An 18,556-nucleotide genomic window follows, 5' to 3' on the forward strand; every position below is an offset into this window, starting at 1 on the left:
TGTCATCCTGAGCGAAGCGAAGGATCTCACGCCAGCAACGCAGTGCGTTGGTCGCTCTGTCAGGTCCTTCGCTTCGCTCAGGACGACCTGCGCTCTCGCCTGCTATCATCGGCACATGAAGATCAAGAAATTCGGCACGCCGCTCAAGCCCTCCGCGATCAAGCTCATGATGCTGGGCTCGGGTGAGCTCGGTAAGGAAGTCGTCATCGAGGCGATGCGCTTCGGCATCGAGGTCATCGCCTGCGACCGCTACGCCGATGCGCCGGCCATGCTGGTCGCCAACAGCGCCTACGTGTTCGACATGCGCGACGGCGGGGCGATGCGCCATGTCGTCGAGACGGTGAAGCCCGACTTCATCGTGCCCGAGATCGAGGCCATCGCCACCGACACGCTGGTCGAGCTGGAGAAGGAGGGCTGGACCGTCATCCCGACGGCGCGCGCCGCCCAGCTCACCATGGACCGCCGCGGCATCCGCAAGCTCGCGGCCGAGAAGCTCAAGCTGCCGACCTCGCCCTATCGCTTTGCCGCCAGCCTCGAGGAGCTGCAGGCGGGCGCCGAAGCCGTGGGCTTTCCCTGCTTCATCAAGCCCACCATGTCGTCGTCCGGCCACGGCCAGAGCGTCGCGCGCAAGCCCGCCGACATCGCCAAGAGCTGGAAGATCGCAATGGAGGGCACGCGCGCCAGCACCGGGCTGGTGATCGTCGAGGGCGCCATCGACTTCGATTACGAGATCACCCTGCTCACCGTGCGCCACGAGGGCGGCTTCGGCTTCTGCGAGCCGATCGGCCATATCCAGGTCGACGGCGACTATCGCGAGAGCTGGCAGCCGCATGCCATGTCGAAGCCGGCGCTGCGCAAGGCGCGCGACATCGCCAGGAAGGTCGTGAACGCGCTGTGCGGCGCCAAGGGCCGCGGCCTGTTCGGTGTCGAGATGTTCGTGAAGGGCGACAAGGTCTGGTTCTCCGAACTGTCGCCGCGCCCGCACGACACCGGCATGGTGACCATGGTCACCCAGAACATGAGCGAGATGGAGCTGCACGTCCGCGCCATCCTCGGCCTGCCGATCCCCGAGATCACCTGCCAACCCGGCGCCTCTGTGCCGGTCCTCGGTGACGGCAACATAGAGGACCCGACCTACACCGGCATCGCCAAGGCGCTGACCGCGCCGGGCACGTCGGTGCGCATCTTCGGCAAGCCCGAGGTGAAGGGCCACCGCCGCATGGCCGTCGCGCTCGCCACCGGCCGAACGGTCAAGGACGCGCGCCGCAAGGCGATGGCATCGGCGAAAAAGATCAGGGTTGGGTAGCGATACCTACACCACCTCATCCTGAGGAGCCGCGCAAAGCGCGGCGTCTCGAAGGATGGAACGAGCACCTTGTTTGTAGCCCATCCTTCGAGACGGCTGCTTCGCAGCCTCCTCAGGACGAGGGTGTGCCTCAGTGCCGGAAGTGCCGCATCCCGGTGAACACCATCGCCAGGCCTTTTTCGTCGGCCGCGTCGATCACTTCCTTGTCGCGCATCGAGCCGCCCGGCTGGATGATCGCCGTGGCGCCCGCCTCGGCCGCCGCCAACAGACCGTCTGCGAAGGGGAAGAACGCGTCCGAAGCGACGACGCTGCCGACCGCCGGGCTCACCGTGAGGCCCGCGGCCTCGCCCGATTCGGCGGCACGGATGGCGGCGATGCGTGAGGAGTCGCGACGGTTCATCTGGCCGGCGCCGACGCCCACCGTGGCGCCGTCCTTGGCGTAGACGATGGCGTTCGACTTCACGTGTTTGCAGACGGTGAAGGCGAACAGCAGGTCGTCGAGTTCCTTCGCGGTCGGCGACCGCTTGGTCACGACCTTGAGATCGGCCTTTGTGAGATGGCCATTGTCGCGCGTCTGAAAGAGATAGCCGCCGGCCACGCTCTTCAGCGTCATGCCCGCAGTCGAGGGATCCGGCAGGGCGCCGGCCAGCAGCACGCGCACATTCTTCTTGGTGGCGAGAATGGCCAGCGCTTCCGGCGTCGCGTCGGGCGCGATCACCACTTCGAGGAACAGCTTCACCAGCTCGGCCGCGACCTTGGCTTCGAGCGTCCGGTTGACCGCGACGATGCCGCCGAAGATCGACACCGGATCGCAGGCATAGGCCTTCTGGTAGGCGGTGAACTGGTCGGGATCGACCGCCACGCCGCAGGGATTGGCGTGCTTCACGACGACGATGGCGGATTCGGCGAACTCCGCCACGCATTCGTAGGCCGATTCGGTGTCGCCGATATTGTTGTAGGATAGCTCCTTGCCCTGGACCATGCGCGCCGTGGCGACGCCCGGCCGCTTGCTGCCGTCGCTGTAGAAGGCCGCCTTCTGGTGCGGGTTCTCGCCGTAGCGCAGGGTCTGCACCCTCTCGGCCGACAGGGTCAGCCGCTCGGGGAAGGTCTCGCCTTCCTGGCCAGCGAACCAGTTGGCGATCGCCGAATCGTAGGACGCGGTGCGGGCATAGGCCTTGGCCGCCAGCTTGCGGCGAAGCGCCAGGGTCGTGGCGCCCTTGTGGGCGTCGAGCTCCTGCAGCACCGAGGCATAGTCCTTCGGATCGACCACGATCGTCACGAAGTCGTGGTTCTTGGCCGAGGCGCGGATCAGCGCCGGGCCGCCGATGTCGATGTTCTCGACGCAGGTCGGGAAGTCGGCGCCGCGCGCGACCGTGGCCTCGAACGGGTAGAGGTTCACCACCACCAGATCGATGCCCGCGATCCTGTGGTCGCTCATCGCCTTCTGGTGGCCGGCATCGGTGCGGCGGGCCAGGATGCCGCCGTGGATCGAGGGCTGCAGCGTCTTCACGCGCCCGTCCATGATCTCGGGGAAGCCGGTGTGATCGCTGACCTCGACCACCTTGAGGCCGGCGTCGCGCAGCGACTTGGCCGAGCCGCCGGTCGACAGGATTTCCACCCCGTGCGCCGCCAGCGCCTTGCCCAGTTCGACCAGGCCCTCCTTGTCGGAAACGGAGATCAACGCGCGCTGGATGCGGGCCAGGTCGGGCGTGGGCGAGGGGACGTACTGGGTCGAGGCGGACATGGCCGGTCTTTTAGCCCCCTCTCCCCTGGGGAGAAAGCGGCGGATTTACGCGTCCGCCCCCTCGAGGACACGGACCGTGAAGCCTTCCGCCTGCAGCGCCGTGACCAGCTCGCGGGCATGGTCGCGGTCGCGGGATTCGACGGTGACGTCGAGCTCCGTCGATTTGGCGACGACGCTGCCGAACAGGCGCTGGTGCTGCACTTCCACGATGTTGCCGCCGGCGCCGCCGATCAGGCCGGCGACGCGGGCGAGCTGGCCGGGCAGGTCGGGGATCATCAGGCGCAGGCGCACGATGCGGCCGTCGCGGACCAGGCCGCGCAGCAGGACCGAGGCCAGCAGGCGGGTGTCGATGTTGCCGCCGCACAGGATCAGTCCGACCTTGCGGCCGGCGAAGACTTCGGGATGGGCCAGCAGGGCGGCGAGCCCCGCGGCGCCGGCGCCCTCGGCGACGGTCTTCTCGACCTCGAGGAACAGCGCGATGGCGTGCTCGATCGCCACCTCGTCGACCGCCAGCACGCGGTCGACCAGCGCGCGGGCGATGGCGAGCGGCGTCTGGCCGATGTCGCGCACGGCGATGCCCTCGGCGATCGTGTCGCCGCCTACCGTCACGGGCTCGCCGGCCAGGAGCTGGCGCATGGCCGAGTAGCCGGCCGATTCGACGCCGATCATCCTCACGTCGGGCTTGAGGCCGCGCGCGGCGACGGCGCAGCCGGCCAGCATGCCGCCGCCGCCGACCGGCACGACCAGCGTGTCGAGTTCGGGCGCATCCTCCAGCATCTCCAGCGCAATCGTTCCCTGTCCGGCGATGATGCGCGGATCGTCATAGGGATGGACGAAGACCAGCTTCTCGGCGTCGGCCAGGCGATGGGCCTCGGCCGCCGCTTCCGCCAGCGTGTCGCCGATCAGCACGACCCGCGCGCCATGGCCGCGCGTGTGCTTGACCTTGGTGTTGGGCGTGAAGGACGGCATGACGATGGTGGCGGGAATGCCCAGCCGGCCGGCGTGATAGGCGACGCCCTGGGCATGGTTGCCGGCCGACATGGCGATGACGCCGCGGCGGCGCTCCTCGTCGCTGAGCTGCAGCAGGGTGTTCAGCGCGCCGCGCTCCTTGAACGAGGCGGTGAACTGCAGGTTCTCGAACTTGATCCAGACATCGGCCCTGGCGATGCGCGACAGCGTCTCGCTGCGCAGGCAGGGCGTATGGACCACGGCGCCCTTGATGCGCGCCGCCGCGGCGCGGACATCGGCGAGAGAGACGGGGAGGGTATCGGTGGTCATCGCTTGGCTCTCAATTCTTGTCATCTCGGGCGGCGTAATCTCCGCCCTTAAGCGAAGCGAAGGATCTAACGCCAGCTCCGCAGTGCTTCGGTCGTTCCGCCAGGTCCTTCGCTGCGCTCAGGACGACAGAGGGGAGTAAGAGTCGCGGCACAGCATTTGAAGCTGTGGCAGGGAAACAGCGTCGATGTCGAGGGCGGCTAAAAGGTCGTTCTCGGCCGTGAAGTCGCGCCCGTACATCGCCGAGAAGAGGCTGACGCCGGCCTCGTGCAGCGGCGCGGGAGAGCCGGCCAGGCGGCCGAGTTTTGCAGTCGGGACCAGGCCGAACGGCACGTCCTCGGTGACGTAGCGGCTGTCGGCGGTCGTCGGGCCGGCGCCGCTCTTGCCGATGGCATGCATGGCCTGGTGCATCTCGTAGGCCGAGCCCAGGGGCACACCGAATGAGAGGTTGAGGTGCTGGAAGATCGTGCGCACCTCCAGGCCGAGCGCCGTCGCAACGGCGAGACGCTCGCGATCGAGTTCCTCGAGCAATCGGCCGACCTTGGGCGTCACGTTCTCTGCCTGGCCCCAGGTCTCGGCCCGCTCCATGCGCGTCATGTTGCCCAGCGCGATGCCCATGTGGATCGTCGGATTGAGATTGCTGAGTGCGATGGAGAGCAGGCTCTGCCGATCGACGAAGCGGTCGCCGAACAGCGACTGGCAGAGGGCGAGGCCCTCGGCGCTGCGTGACGCAGGCAGCGTGGCGAGATCGACCGTCTTGCGCACCGTGTTCACCTGGACCTTGGCGGGTCCGGTCTGGCGGCCGCTCACCAGCGTCGTGCCCCAGGCGACGATCGGCACCGTGACGCCGCGCGCGGCCAACAGGCGCGAGAGATAGAGCGCGCCGAACGAAGCGTGCGAGCTGACGATCACCGCCTGCGTCGCGGTGATGTGCGGCGCGATCCGGTCGAAGACGTGCTTGTGCCCGTAGGCCGGCAAGGCGATCAGGAGCACCTCGGCACCGGCTGCGAGCGACTCGGCGCTGGGGGCGACAGCCGGCTTGAACGATCCCTCGATCGCGCCGGCGGCAACGAGCGGCTCGCCCGCGGCCAGCGCCCTGGTGCGCTCACCGGACGGCGACCACAGGGTGGCAGCGTGCCCCGCCTGCTCGAGAAACGCCGCCATTCCAAACGCGATCGCGCCCGCGCCGACGATGCCAACCTTCATGTTCTACGTCCTTATATCCCCGTCATCTCGACCGAAGCCGAGCGCAGCGAGGCGAAGTGGAGAGATCTTCTCTCAACCAAAAGCCGGCAATTCGTGGAGAGAAGATCTCTCCGCTCCGCGCTGCGCGCTTCGGTCGAGATGACGGTGTTTAAGCCATCTTGCGGTCGAGCCAGTCGCGCGTGCGGTAGAGCGCGCCGATCAGCGGGAGATAGAGCGAGGGATCGCCGTTGTAGAGCGGGTGCTCGGGGAACTCGCGGCCGTCGAAGGCATTGACCGGGGCGTTGGAGCCACCCGCGATCTTCTTGGCCGTCTGGGTGCCGAGATAGGTCATCATCGCGACGCCGCTGCCGTTGCAGGCGAGCAGGTAGTGCATGCCGTCGTCCTGGCCCATGTGCGACATCGAATCGAGCGCGAAGGCCACGTTGCCCGTCCAGACATGGGTGATGCGGATGCCCTTCAGCTGCGGGAAGCGGTCGATCATGTACTGGTAGAGGATCGGAGCGCTCACTTCCGGCGGCGCCGCGGTGAAGCGGGCGCGGCCGCCGAAGATCATGTGCCTGCCGTCGGGCGAGGGCCGGTAGTAGGTCAGCACCCGCTTGGTGTCGCCGATCGAGCGCTGCAGCGGGATCAGGTCCGTCGCCGGCATCGGCAGCTCTTCGGTGGCGATGATGTGGCTGGCCACCGGCACGACGCGCATCTTCAGCTTGGGCGTCAGGTCGCCGGTATAGCCGTTGGTGGCGATGACGACTTCCTTGCAGGCGATCGGCCCCTTGGCGGTCAGCACGCGCCAGCCACTGCCCGTCTTTTCGATTCGCTCGGCCTCGACCTCGCCGCAGAGGATGGCGCCCTGGCCGTGCGCGGCTTCGAGCAGGCCCTTGTAGTAGCGCGCGGGGTGGAGGTTGCCGCCGCTCCGCACGTACATGCCGCCATAGTAATAGTCGGACGCCATCATCTCGCGCACCCGCTCGCGCGGGATCATCTCGGCGCCGACATTGGCGTACTTGTTGAACATCTCGACCTTGCGCGCCTGGTCGTCGTAGTGCTTGGGCGTCCAGGCGCCGGTGAAGCGGCCGTTGGTGATCAGGCCGCAGTCGATCTTCTCGCGGTGGATGATGTCGATCAGGGTCTGCAGCGAATCCGCACCACTGCCCAGGAACGCCGCCTTGTTCGCCTCGAACTCGGCCTCGACCTTGGGGTTCTTGCCGCCCAGGCCCTTGGCGATGTTGGTGCCGCCCGAAAGCATGCCGCCGTTGCGCGTCGAGGCGCCGATGCCGAAGACGCCGCGTTCCAGCACCACGCAGTCGATGCCCTTGCGCCGCAGCTCAAGCGCCGTCGACAGTCCGCCATAGCCCGCCCCCACGATCACCACGTCGGTCTTCGCGGGCGGATCGACGCTCAGCGCGTTGTTAGGCGTCCATGCCTCCCACCACCAGGGTTGCGCCTTGAAGCTGGGGTGGAAGATGTCGGCTTTGCTCATGGGCTTGCTCGGGGCCTACTCGGAGTTCTTTGTGTCAAGCACGCGAGGCAGTCTTCGTGCCATCGCCTTGCGTCTAGAAGTCGGTGACCTTGCCGTTGAACTGCCAGTCGCCGTAGCGCGTGGGCTCGGGGCCGGGCGGGCCGCCGATCTCCTCGACCTTCTTGGGCTTCTCGGGGGTGGGGGGCGTTGCCGGATCGGCCTTGGGCGGTTCCGGCGGGGTGGGCTTGATGGTGTCGGTCATGGAAGCATGATGCCTGTCCCTACCTTGATTCGCCACTTTTGCAGACCAACTTACCCGGCATGAATTACGTCAAGACCGCCCTCCTGCTCGCCGCGCTGACGGGCTTCGTCCTCGTGGCGGGCTACCTGCTGGGAGGCCAGACCGGCCTCGTCATCGCCCTCGTCGCCGCGCTGGGCATGAACCTCTTCGCCTACTGGAACAGCGACCAGATGGTCCTGCGCATGGCCAATGCCCAGGAAGTCGGGCCGGAGAATGCGCCCGAGCTGTTCAACATCGTCCACGAGCTGGTGCAGCGCGCCGGCCTGCCGATGCCGCGCGTCTACCTGATCGACGAAGACCAGCCCAACGCCTTCGCGACCGGCCGCGATCCCGAGCATGCGGCGGTGGCCGCGACCACCGGCCTGCTGCGCTACCTCAGCCGCGAGGAGGTGGCCGGCGTGATGGCGCACGAGCTGGCCCATGTCCGCCACCGCGACACGCTGATCATGACCGTGGCCGCGACCCTGTCGGGCGCCATCGGCATGTTGGCCAGCTTCGGCGGCCTGATGGGCGGCGGCCGCGATTCCGAGGGCCGGCCGCTGGTCAATCCGATCGTCGCCATCGCCGCGATGATCCTGGCGCCGATGGCCGCCATGCTGGTGCAGATGGCGATCAGCCGTGGCCGTGAATACGAGGCCGACCGCATGGGCGCGGAGATCTGCGGCCAGCCGCAGTGGCTCGCCTCGGCACTGGCCAAGCTGCACGCCGGCACGCAGCAGATCCACAACGAGGCGGCCGAGCGCAATCCCGCGACCGCCCACATGTACATCGCCAACCCGCTCGCCCTGGCCGGCGGCATGTCGAGCCTGTTCTCGACCCACCCGCCGATGGAGGAGCGCATTGGGCGCCTGCAGGCGATGGGCGGCCAGGCCTACGCCCAGCCGCGCCCGCAGGCGTCGTACGCGCCTGGTCGCGGTCCGTGGGGAAATGCCTCCCCGCAGACCCCGCGCCGCGGTCCGTGGGGCTAACGAAAGGTCCCTCGCTACGCTCCAGGGCGGGGACGTAGCGAGGGACCTTTAGCTCGATCAGCTAAACCTTCGGCGGCAACGCCGCGGGCTCCTCGCCGAGGTCGACGGCGAGGATGCGTTCACCGCGGCGGGTGATCGCCGTGGTCGAAGTGTCGATCTCGCGCAGGTCCTTCTCGGTCTGGGCGAAGTGCTTCTTGAGATTGTCGACCCGGTCGTCGAGCCGCTTCACGTCGCCCAGGATCAGCCCGACCATCTTCTGGATCTCGCCGGCCTGCTCGCGCATGCGCACGTCCTTCAGGACCGCGCGCACCGTGTTGAGCGTGGCCATCATGGTGGTCGGCGACACGATCCACACCCGCGCCCTGTAGGATTCCTCGACCAGGCCGGTGAAGTTGGCGTGCAGCTCGCCATAGACGGCCTCGGAAGGCAGGAACATCAGCGCCGATTCGGCGGTCTCGCCGGGCACGATGTATTTGCTGCGGATGTCGGCGATGTGCTTGCGGATCGCCTGCTGGAAGCCGCGCTGCGCCGCCAGCAGCGCCGCGCCGTCGCCGGCCGGCACCGCCCGCAGCTGGCTGTAGCTTTCCAGCGGGAACTTGGCGTCGATGGCGATCGAGCCCGGCGGGTTGGGCAGCTTCAGCAGGCAGTCGGCGCGCACGCCGGTCGAGAGCGTCACCTGGAAGTCGTAGGCCGAGGGCGGCAGGGCGCTCTGGACCAGGTCGTTGAGCTGGACCTCGCCGAAGGCGCCGCGCGCCTGCTTGTTGGACAGGACCTCCTGCAGGCTGACGACCTGGGTCGACAGTTCGCCTATCTTCTTCTGCGCCTCGTCGATGCGGACCAGCCGCTCGCGCAGGTCGGTGACGATCTGGCCGGTGGCCTTCTCGGTGCGGTCGAGCCGCTCGGCGACGACCTTGCCCAGCGCCTGCTCCTGCTCGCGCAGCGACTTCTCGACCCGCTGCACGGTCTCGGCCTGCTGGCTCAGCGCCAGGGCGAGCTGCTGCTGCATGCGCTGCTCGGCCTCGCGGCTGCCACCACCCTGGCGCATCAGCACCGCGACCAGCACGACGACCAGCGATGCGACGGCGGCGAGGAGGGCGATCGACAGGGTATCCATTGTCCGACGTTATAATCCGCCGGCTCGACAAGCGCACGGTCGGCCGGTAATCCAAGCGTCCAATGGCACGCAAATACGATCCCCCCGCGCACGATCCGGACGTGTGGCTGTTCGATCTGGACAACACCCTCTACCCGGCGCGCTGCAATCTGTTCTCGCAGATCGACGTGCGCATCGGGCGCTACATCGCCGACTGGCTGAAGGTCACGCCGGAAGAGGCGCGGATCGTGCAGAAGCAGTACTGGCGCGACCACGGTACCTCGATGCGCGGGATGATGACGCTGCACGGCGTGAACCCCACGCACTATCTCGACTATGTCCACGACATCGACTACTCGCCGGTCGAGGCCAATCCCGCGCTCGAAGCGTCGCTGCGCGCGCTGCCGGGCCGCAAGCTCATCTTCACCGCCGGCGACGTGCCGCACGCCGAGCGCGTGATGGAGCGGCTGGGCGTGGCGCATCATTTCGAGGCGATCTTCGACATCGCCGCGGGCGAGTACTGGCCCAAGCCGCATCCGCAGATCTACGAATCGCTGGTGAAGAAGCACGGCATCGATCCGACCCGCGCCGCCTTCGCCGACGACATCTCCGTCAACCTAAAGCCCGCCGCCGACATCGGCATGCGCACGGTGTGGATCCGCACCGACGAGAGCGTGAAGCGCGCGGCCGACGCCGATCTCAGCCACATTCATCACCAGACCGACGACCTCGCCACGTGGCTCGACGACTGGCTGACCGAAAGGAACCTCAAGACGTGAAGATCCTGATCCTCGGCGCCGGCGCGGTCGGCGGCTATTGGGGCGCGCGCCTCACGCAGGCCGGCATCGACACCACCTTCCTGCTGCGCGAGAAGCGCGCCGAGAAGGTGCGCCAGGAAGGCCTTGTGGTGAAGAGCCCGAAGGGCGACGCCGTCGTGCCGGTCAAGGTCGTGACCAAAGGCGGCGAGGGCGGGCCCTATGACGTCATCGTGCTGGCCTGCAAGGCCTACGATCTCGACTCGGCCATGGAGTCCATCGCACCAGCGGTCGGACCGGACACGGTCATCGTGCCGATGCTGAACGGCCATGCCCATTTCGCCGCGCTCGACGCGAAGTTCGGCGCGGCGCACGTAGCCGGCGGGCTCGCCCGCATCTCCGGCATGCTGGGACCCAACGGCGAGATCCTGCACAGCGGCGCCTCGGGTGTGTCGTTCGGTGAGCGTGACGGCAAACCGGCGCGCGCCTCGCTGGTCGAGCTCGACGCCGCCTGCAAGAAGGCCGGCATCGATGGCGGCCTCAACCCCAACATCAACCAGGATCTCTGGGACAAGTGGATCATGCTGTCGACGATCGCCGGCATGTGCGCCTCGATGCGCGGCACGATCGGCGACATCATGGAGAGCGAGGACGGCGCCGCGATCGTCGCCGAGACGCTCGAGGAGAGTCGCAAGGTCGCCGTCGCCGAGGGCCAGCCGCCGAGCGACAAGGTCGTGGCCAACCTGCTGGGCATGCTGACGGCCAAGGGTTCCAAGGCGGTGGCCTCGATTCTGGGCGACATGGAAAAGGGCGGCGCCGCCGAGGGCAAGCAGATCATCGGTGACATGCTGGGACGGGCGCGCAAGCACGGCATCGCCGCGCCCAACCTGCGCTATGCCTACGCTCATCTGCAGACCTATGAAGCACGCCGCGCCCGCGGTGGGTTAAAGTAGTGGGTGGATTGAAGTAGAGGTTGCCATGAAGATCCTGATCCTCGGCGCCGGCGCGATCGGCGGCTATGTCGGCGGACGCCTGCAGCAGAGCGGCGCCGACGTGACGTTCCTGGTGCGCGAGAAGCGGAACGAGGCGCTGCAGCGCGACGGGCTGGTGATCAAGAGCACCAAGGGCGACATCACCCAGAAGGTGAAGAGCGTGACCAGCGGCACCGAAGGCGGGCCGTACGACGTCGTGCTGCTGACCTGCAAGGCCTACGACCTCGACTCGGCGATGGATGCCATTGCCCCGGCGGTCGGCGCGCACACGATGATCGTGCCGCTGCTGAACGGCATGCGCCATCTCGAGGCGCTCGACGCCAGGTTCGGTGCCGACAAGGTGGTGGGCGGCCTGGCGAGGGTCGGCGTTGCCATGAACGCGGAGGGCCATATCCTTCACACCAGCCCCTTCGCCGTGATCTCGTTCGGCGAGCGCGGGGCCGCACCCGCGCGCCAGGCGCTGGTCGATCTCGATGCCGCCATCAAGGCATCGGGCATCGACGGCGGGCTGAACGCCAACATCGTCCAGGATCTCTGGGACAAGTGGATCATGCTGTGCACTTTGGCCGCGACCTGCTGCCTGATGCGCGGCTCGTCCGGTGACGTGCTCGAAGCCGACGAGGGCCTGGAGATCGTGCTGGAGACGGTCGAGGAGGGCCGCAAGGTCGGGGCCGCCGCCGGGCACGACCCCGGCGAGAAGGGCCTCAAGACCATCCGCTCGTTCCTGACCGTGAAGGGCTCGAAGTTCACCGCCTCGATGCTGCACGATCTCGAGAAGGGCGGCATGGTCGAGGCCGACCATATCGTCGGCGACATGATCGCCCGTGCAAAGAAGGCCGGAATCGCGACGCCCAACCTGCGCCTCGCCTATGCGCACCTGCAGGTCTATCTCGCGAAGCGTGCGCGCAAAGCGGCTTGAAAGCCGGCACGGGAGGGGCTTAACTCCTCCTCATGAACTTTTCGGGCCCCTATTCGCGCGTGCCGCGACGGAACCATCCGATCGCGGAAGCGTAGTCCCCGAGCCGGCCATTGTGTCCCGGCATCGGGGCACGATCGCATTTGCGCGATCACCGATTAAATCCCATTCGTCTCATCAAATGCAGGAGCATCCGCGATGCCCGCCGTTGCACGTAATCGTTCCGTCCCCAACATCGTGGTCAGCGACGCCGACTGTGACCGGCTGACAGACCTCGCCACCGCGTCGCTGGAGCGGCTGCCGGAAGTGGCGGAGGAGCTGCTGGCCGAGATGGAGCGCGCCAAGGTGGTGAGCAAGGACAAGGTGCCGGCCGACGTCGTGCGCATGGGCTCGACGGTCACCTTCCGCTCCGACGCCGGCACCGATGGCGAGCAGCATGAACTCACCGAGACGCTGGTCTATCCCGCCGACGAGGACAGCGACGCTCACAAATTGTCGGTGATGACGCCGGTCGGCGCGGCGCTGATCGGCCTCGCGGTCGGCCAGTCCATCTCGTGGACGGCCCGCGATGGTCGCAAGCATCGCCTCACCGTGGTGAAGGTTTCCTGACCCTCACGGCTTGAAGCGCAGCAGGGCGACGCCGAAGCCCACGAAGACGGCGCCGCTCGCGCGATTGAGCCAGCGGCGCCAGATCCCGTGCATCAGGCGGTCGGCGAGCTTGCGCCCCGAGAGTGCATAGATCGAATAGAAGAACAGCTCGGCGCCCAGGAAGGTCGCGACCATCAGCGCGAACTGCGGACCCCAGGCGCGCGCGGGGTCGATGAACTGCGGAAAGAACGCCGCCGCGAAGACCAGCAGCTTTGGATTGCTGATGCCCACCAGGAAACCGTCGCGGAACAGCGCCACGCCGGACGTTCCGGTGGAAGGCGGTGGCGCCTCGTCGGCGACGGGCTCTCGCCAGACCTGGATGCCGAGATAGACCAGATAGGCGGCGCCCGCGATTTTCAGCACGTCGAAGGCACCGGGCAATGCCAGGAGGAGCGCGCTGAGGCCGGCGACCGAGCCCGTCAGCATCAGCACCAGCGCGGTGAGGCAGCCCGCCACGCCGATGAAGGCGGGTCCCAGCCCGAAGCGGATGCTGCGCGTCGTCACGTACAGCACGTTCGGCCCCGGCGTGCAGGAGATCAGCACGACGGCGCCGAGATAGAGCCACCAGGTTTCGAGAGTCATGGTGCGACCTCTGTGCTTTCCGCTTTCCTCCCCGTTCAAATGGGGAGGTGGCCCCGGCGCTGTTTACAGCGCCTTTTGGCCGGAGGGGTCGTGACCCCATCGCCCTCGCAAGACGAGGGCACTTCCCCTTTGCGGGCTCCGCAAAGGGGAAGAGGCTGAGTTGTCCTACCTCCGCGAGATCAGCGCCCCATACGCGGCCAGCGCCGCATGGTTCACGAGATCGCTCACGGTCGCGCCCATCTGCACGATCTGAACGGGCTTGGAGAGGCCGTCGATCACCGGGCCGATCACCGTCACGCCACCCAGCGACTGCATCAGCCGAGAGGAGATATGGGCGGAGTGCAGGCCCGGCATGATCAGGATGTTGGCCGGGCCGGTGAGGCGCGTGAACGGATAGGTCGACTTCAGCAGCTCGTAGTCGAGCGCCATGTCGGCCTGCATCTCGCCGTCATACTCGAAGTCGACCTCCTCGGCGTCGAGCAGGCGGATCGCCTTGCGGATGCGGTCGATGCGCTCGATCTCGCGGCTGCCGAAGTTCGAGAAGGACAGGAACGCGACCCGCGGCTCGTGGCCCATCATGCGGGCGTTCTTCACCATCTGCTTGGCGATGATGGCGAGCTGCTCGGGGCTGGGCGTCTCGTTGATCGAGGTGTCGGCGAGGAACACCGTGCCCTGGCGCGAGACGACGATGGAATAGCCCATCGGCACCTTGCCGGCTTCGATGTTGATCACGCGCTTCACGTCGGCGTAGCACTCGGGGAAGCGCCGCGTGATGCCGGTCACCATGCCGTCGGCGTCGCCCGCCGCCACCATGCAGGCGCCGAAGACGTTGCGGCCCTGGTTGACCATGCGCTGCACGTCGCGATGCAGGTAGCCGTCGCGCTGCAGCCGCTTGTAGACGAGGTCGGTATAGGGCCCGTTCTTGGTCGACAAACGGGCATTGTGGATTTCCAGGCCCGACGCGTCCTTGATGCCGAGCGTCTTCATGCTCTCGAGCACCTGCTCTTCGCGGCCGATCAGGATCGGCGTGCCGTAGCCGTTGTCGCGGAACATCACGGCGGCGCGGATCGTGCGCTCCTCCTCGCCCTCGGCGAAGACGATGCGCTGCGGATTGGCCTTCACCTGCTCGAACAGGCTCTGCAGGAAGTGGCTGGTCGGATCGAGCCGGCCCGAGAGGCTGCGCTTGTACTCGGCCATGTCGGTGATCTGCTTCTGCGCGACGCCGGAATCCATGGCCGCCTTGGCGACGGCGGCGGAGACCTCGACGATCAGGCGCGGATCGAACGGCACGGGCACGATGTACTCCGGTCCGTAGCGCAGGCGGCGGCCGGAATAGGCGCGGTCGACCTCGTCGGGCACGTCCTCGCGGGCGAGCTTGGCCAGCGCCTCGGCGGCGGCAACCTTCATCGCCTCGTTGATCGTCGTGGCGCGCACGTCGAGCGCGCCGCGGAAGATGTAGGGGAAGCCCAGGACGTTGTTGATCTGGTTGACGTAGTCGGAGCGGCCGGTGGCGACGATCGCATCGCCGCGGGCTGCACGCACGTCCTCCGGCGTGATCTCCGGGTCCGGGTTCGCCATGGCGAAGATGATCGGCTTGGCGGCCATCGACTTCACCATTTCCTTGGTGACCGCGCCCTTGACCGACAGGCCGAGAAACACGTCGGCGCCCTTCATCGCCTCTTCCAGGGTGCGCGCCTTGGTGCGCACCGCGTGGGCGCTCTTCCACTGGTTCATGCCCTCGGTGCGGCCCTGGTAGATTACGCCCTTGGTGTCGCAGAGGATGGCGTTCTCGTGCGGCATGCCCATCGCCTTCACGAGCTCGATGCAGGCGATCGACGCCGCGCCGGCGCCGTTCACCACCATCTTGATGTCCTTGATGTCGCGCCCGGTGAGATGCAGCGCGTTGATCAGGCCGGCCGCCGACACGATCGCCGTGCCGTGCTGGTCGTCGTGGAAGATCGGGATGTTCATCAGCTCGCGCAGGCGCTGCTCGATGATGAAGCACTCCGGCGCCTTGATGTCCTCAAGGTTGATGCCGCCGAAGGTCGGGCCGAGATAGCGCACGCAGTTCACGAACTGGTCGACGTCCTTGGTGTCGACCTCGAGGTCGATACAGTCGACGTCGGCGAAGCGCTTGAACAGGACGGCCTTGCCCTCCATCACCGGCTTGCCGGCCAGCGCCCCGATGTCGCCCAGGCCCAGCACGGCGGTGCCGTTGGAGATCACGGCCACCAGATTGCCCTTGATCGTGTAGTCGTAAGCGGTCGAGGGGTCCTTCTCGATCGCGAGGCAGGGGGCGGCGACGCCCGGCGAATAGGCCAATGCCAGGTCGCGCTGGGTGACCAGCGGCTTGCTGGCGATGATCTCGATTTTCCCGGGCCGCCCGCTGCGATGCATGATCAGCGAGTCGCCGTCGAGATCGCCCATCTGGTTGCTGACCATTTCTTCCGAGCTTTTGCTCGCCATCTGCTTTTTCTCTCCCAATTGAGCACGCATATTGGCGGTATTCCGCCGCGCGTGCCAGACACCCATCCCGCGCTGCAGCGCAACTTCCATGCCCAAGTACCGTCCACCTGTCGTCCACATGGACCGCTGTGCGGCGTGTGCTAGACCGAACCTCTCCCGAGGAAGCATTCAGTGTCCGACAGTTCAGCGATCCCCGCCGAGGCCACGCCGATGATGCGCCAGTATCTGGCGATCAAGGCCGCGCATCCGGACCATCTGGTGTTCTACCGGATGGGAGATTTCTACGAGCTGTTCTTCGACGATGCGGTGAAGGCCTCGGCGGCGCTCGACATCGCCCTCACCAAGCGTGGCCAGCATCTTGGCGAAGACATCAAGATGTGCGGCGTGCCGGTGCACAGCCACGAGGCCTACCTGTCGCGGCTGATCCGCCAGAGCTTCAAGGTCGCGGTCTGCGAGCAGGTCGAGGACCCGGCCGAGGCCAAGAAACGCGGCGCCAAGTCTGTCGTCGAGCGCGCCGTGGTGCGGGTCATCACCCCCGGCACGCTCACTGAAGACTCGCTGCTCGATGCGCGCAGCCACAACTATCTGGCGGCCCTGTCCGAGGCGCAGGGCGACCTGGCGCTGGCCTGGCTCGATCTTTCGACGGCCGATTTCGCGACCCAGCCGCTGCTGCCGGGTCAGTTGGCGGCGGCGCTGGCACGGCTGTCCCCGGGCGAACTGCTGGTGCCCGACCGGCTGCTGGCGCGCGAGCCGCTCAAGACCGTGCTGGAGGAGTGGAATGCCGTCCTGACGCCACTCCCCTCTGCCCGCTTCGACAGCGACAATGCCCGCAAGCGCCTGCTCCAGGCCTTCAACGTCGCGGCGCTGGAGAGTTTCGGCGATTTCTCGCGCGCCGAGGTCGCGGCCTGCGGCGCCCTGCTCGACTATGTCGAGCTGACCCAGGCCGGCAAGCGGCCGGCGCTGGTGCCGCCGCGCCGCGAGCGTGCCGACGGCACGATGGAGATCGATCCCGCGACGCGGCGCAATCTCGAGCTGGTTAAGAGCCTCGACGGGCGCCGCGACGGCAGCCTGCTCGCCACCATCGACCGCACCCTGACCGGCCCGGGCGCGCGCCTGCTGGCCGAACGCATCGCCGCGCCCCTGACGGACCGCGCCGAGATCGAGCGCCGGCTCGACCTGGTGCAGCTCTTCGTCGAGCGGCCGGCCGTGCGCGAGCGGGTGCGCGAGGCGCTGCGCCGGACTCCCGACATCGAGCGCGCCCTGCAGCGCCTTTCGGTCGGCCGCGGCGGCCCGCGCGACCTTGCTGCCCTGCGCGACGGGCTGGACTCGGGCGAGACGCTGGCGCGGTCGCTGCGGGCCGAGCCCGAAGCGTTGTTGCCGCCGCCGGCGCCTCTGGCCGAAATCGTCATGTGCTGCTCCGACCACGGTGCCATCGTGGCGGCGCTGGCCGAGGCGCTGGCCGATGAGCCGCCGCTGCTGGTGCGCGACGGCGGCTTCGTGCGGCAGGGTTACCGGGCCGAACTCGACGAGCAGCGGACCCTGCGCGACGACAGCCGCAAGACCGTGGCCGGCCTCGAAGCCAAGTATCGGACCGCGACCGCCGTGCCGTCGCTGAAGATCCGGCACAACAACATGATCGGCTACCATATCGAGGTGACGGCCACCCACGCCGACAAGCTCGACCTGGCGGCGCTCGGGTTCACGCGGCGGCAGTCCATGTCGAACGCCACGCGCTTCAGCACGGCCGAGCTGGCCGATCTCGAAACCCGCATCGGCCGCGCCGCCGACCAGGCGCTGGCGCTGGAGCTCGCCGTCTTCGAGGAGCTGGTCGCCAAGGTGATGGCCGTGGCGGCGTCGATCGCCGCGGCCGGCCGCGCTCTGGCGTGGCTCGACGTCGCCTCGGCGCTGGCCGAGCTGGCGGCCAGCAGCAACTACGTGCGGCCCCAGCTCGCCGACGATCCGGCTTTTTCGATCGAGGGCGGCCGCCATCCCGTCGTCGAGGCGGCGCTGGCCCGCCAGGGCGGCGCGGCCTTCGTGCCCAACGACTGCGCGCTGGGCACCGACCGTCGCCTGTGGCTGCTGACCGGCCCGAACATGGCCGGCAAATCGACCTTCCTGCGCCAGAACGCCCTGATCGCCGTGATGGCCCAGGCCGGCGCCTTCGTGCCGGCCAAGGCCGCCACCATCGGTATCGTCGACCGCCTGTTCAGCCGGGTCGGCGCCGCCGACGATCTGGCGCGCGGCCGCTCGACCTTCATGGTCGAGATGGTCGAGACCGCGGCGATCCTGAACCAGGCGACAGCTAGGAGCCTCGTCATCCTCGACGAGATCGGCCGCGGCACCGCGACCTTCGACGGCCTGTCGATCGCCTGGGCGACGCTCGAGCATCTGCACGACGTCAACAGATGCCGCGCGCTGTTCGCCACCCACTATCACGAGCTGGGCGCGCTCAGGGAGCGTCTCGACGCGCTCGCGCCCTACACGATGCGCGTCAAGGAATGGCAGAACGAGGTCGTGTTCCTGCACGAGGTGGCGCCCGGTGCGGCCGACCGTTCCTACGGCATCCACGTGGCCCAACTCGCCGGCCTTCCCGCCGCCGTCGTGTCGCGCGCCGAGGAAGTGCTGGCCGTGCTGGAGAAGGGCGAACAGTCCAGCGCGGCCACGCGTCTGGCCGACGACCTCCCGCTCTTCGCCGCCGCCCCGTCCCGTCCCGCGAGCGGCACGGCGAAGACGAAGGAATCGGAAGTCGAGAAGGCCCTGGCCGAGATCAACCCCGACGAACTCTCGCCCAAGGAAGCGCTCGACGCCCTTTATGCCTTGCGCGCACGTCTGCCCGGCACATGATCGC

Annotated in this window: 15 protein-coding genes; 7 read left to right on the forward strand and 8 right to left on the reverse strand. The window is 67.8% G+C overall.

Features of this window, described 5'->3' with window-relative positions:
- The first annotated feature begins 115 nt into the window (after window positions 1–115).
- Window positions 116–1,306, forward strand: coding sequence for a formate-dependent phosphoribosylglycinamide formyltransferase (gene purT / locus ACQY78_RS16575; protein WP_428676834.1), 1,191 nt, complete (start codon window positions 116–118; stop codon window positions 1,304–1,306).
- Window positions 1,307–1,436: 130 nt separating this feature from the next.
- Here the strand turns inward: purT and purH are convergent, their stop codons facing one another.
- The 5 genes from purH to ACQY78_RS16600 form a co-directional block, all read right to left on the reverse strand.
- Window positions 1,437–3,050: a bifunctional phosphoribosylaminoimidazolecarboxamide formyltransferase/IMP cyclohydrolase gene (gene purH, locus ACQY78_RS16580; protein WP_428676835.1), complete on the reverse strand. Its 1,614-nt coding sequence runs from the start codon at window positions 3,048–3,050 to the stop codon at window positions 1,437–1,439.
- 45 nt (window positions 3,051–3,095) lie between these two features.
- Window positions 3,096–4,328, reverse strand: coding sequence for a threonine ammonia-lyase (locus ACQY78_RS16585; RefSeq protein WP_428676836.1), 1,233 nt, complete (start codon window positions 4,326–4,328; stop codon window positions 3,096–3,098).
- Between the two features lie 117 nt (window positions 4,329–4,445).
- Complete coding sequence (locus ACQY78_RS16590; protein WP_428676838.1) at window positions 4,446–5,531, reverse strand: NAD/NADP octopine/nopaline dehydrogenase family protein; 1,086 nt, start codon at window positions 5,529–5,531, stop codon at window positions 4,446–4,448.
- A 148-nt stretch (window positions 5,532–5,679) separates the two neighbouring features.
- The gene (locus ACQY78_RS16595) at window positions 5,680–7,008 is read right to left on the reverse strand and encodes an NAD(P)/FAD-dependent oxidoreductase (RefSeq protein WP_428676839.1); all 1,329 of its coding nucleotides are present in this window, start codon (window positions 7,006–7,008) and stop codon (window positions 5,680–5,682) included.
- Window positions 7,009–7,081: 73 nt separating this feature from the next.
- Window positions 7,082–7,249, reverse strand: coding sequence for a DUF1674 domain-containing protein (locus tag ACQY78_RS16600; RefSeq protein ID WP_298314243.1), 168 nt, complete (start codon window positions 7,247–7,249; stop codon window positions 7,082–7,084).
- Between the two features lie 59 nt (window positions 7,250–7,308).
- On the opposite strand from ACQY78_RS16600, the gene htpX reads away from it, so the two are divergent.
- On the forward strand, window positions 7,309–8,256 hold the full coding sequence (htpX, locus tag ACQY78_RS16605; protein ID WP_428676840.1) for a zinc metalloprotease HtpX: 948 nt from the start codon (window positions 7,309–7,311) through the stop codon (window positions 8,254–8,256).
- 61 nt (window positions 8,257–8,317) lie between these two features.
- On the opposite strand, the gene ACQY78_RS16610 is transcribed toward htpX, so the two are convergent.
- Entirely contained in the window at window positions 8,318–9,370 is a 1,053-nt protein-coding gene (locus ACQY78_RS16610) for a DNA recombination protein RmuC (protein ID WP_428676842.1), read from the reverse strand.
- Window positions 9,371–9,432: 62 nt separating this feature from the next.
- On the opposite strand from ACQY78_RS16610, the gene ACQY78_RS16615 reads away from it, so the two are divergent.
- From ACQY78_RS16615 to rnk, 4 genes are all read left to right on the forward strand, one after another.
- Window positions 9,433–10,128 (forward strand): pyrimidine 5'-nucleotidase, encoded by a 696-nt coding sequence (locus ACQY78_RS16615; RefSeq protein ID WP_428676843.1) that lies wholly within the window; start codon window positions 9,433–9,435, stop codon window positions 10,126–10,128.
- Window positions 10,125–11,057, forward strand: a complete 933-nt coding sequence (locus tag ACQY78_RS16620) for a ketopantoate reductase family protein (protein WP_428676845.1) — start codon at window positions 10,125–10,127, stop codon at window positions 11,055–11,057. The genes ACQY78_RS16615 and ACQY78_RS16620 overlap by 4 nt, the downstream gene beginning before the upstream one ends.
- Before the next feature lie 25 nt (window positions 11,058–11,082).
- Window positions 11,083–12,015 (forward strand): ketopantoate reductase family protein, encoded by a 933-nt coding sequence (locus ACQY78_RS16625; RefSeq protein WP_428676847.1) that lies wholly within the window; start codon window positions 11,083–11,085, stop codon window positions 12,013–12,015.
- Window positions 12,016–12,210: 195 nt separating this feature from the next.
- On the forward strand, window positions 12,211–12,621 hold the full coding sequence (rnk, locus tag ACQY78_RS16630) for a nucleoside diphosphate kinase regulator (protein ID WP_425068811.1): 411 nt from the start codon (window positions 12,211–12,213) through the stop codon (window positions 12,619–12,621).
- A gap of 3 nt (window positions 12,622–12,624) precedes the next feature.
- On the opposite strand, the gene ACQY78_RS16635 is transcribed toward rnk, so the two are convergent.
- Together ACQY78_RS16635 and ACQY78_RS16640 are read right to left on the reverse strand one after the other, a co-directional pair.
- Window positions 12,625–13,242, reverse strand: coding sequence for a LysE family translocator (locus ACQY78_RS16635; RefSeq protein ID WP_428676849.1), 618 nt, complete (start codon window positions 13,240–13,242; stop codon window positions 12,625–12,627).
- A 165-nt stretch (window positions 13,243–13,407) separates the two neighbouring features.
- The gene (locus ACQY78_RS16640) at window positions 13,408–15,708 is read right to left on the reverse strand and encodes an NADP-dependent malic enzyme (protein ID WP_428676850.1); all 2,301 of its coding nucleotides are present in this window, start codon (window positions 15,706–15,708) and stop codon (window positions 13,408–13,410) included.
- 210 nt (window positions 15,709–15,918) lie between these two features.
- Here ACQY78_RS16640 and mutS point away from each other — a divergent pair, with 210 nt between their 5' ends.
- Window positions 15,919–18,552, forward strand: coding sequence for a DNA mismatch repair protein MutS (gene mutS / locus ACQY78_RS16645; protein ID WP_428686407.1), 2,634 nt, complete (start codon window positions 15,919–15,921; stop codon window positions 18,550–18,552).
- Window positions 18,553–18,556 lie beyond the last annotated feature (4 nt).

This window comes from Reyranella sp. (assembly GCF_965279625.1).
Lineage (GTDB): Bacteria > Pseudomonadota > Alphaproteobacteria > Reyranellales > Reyranellaceae > Reyranella.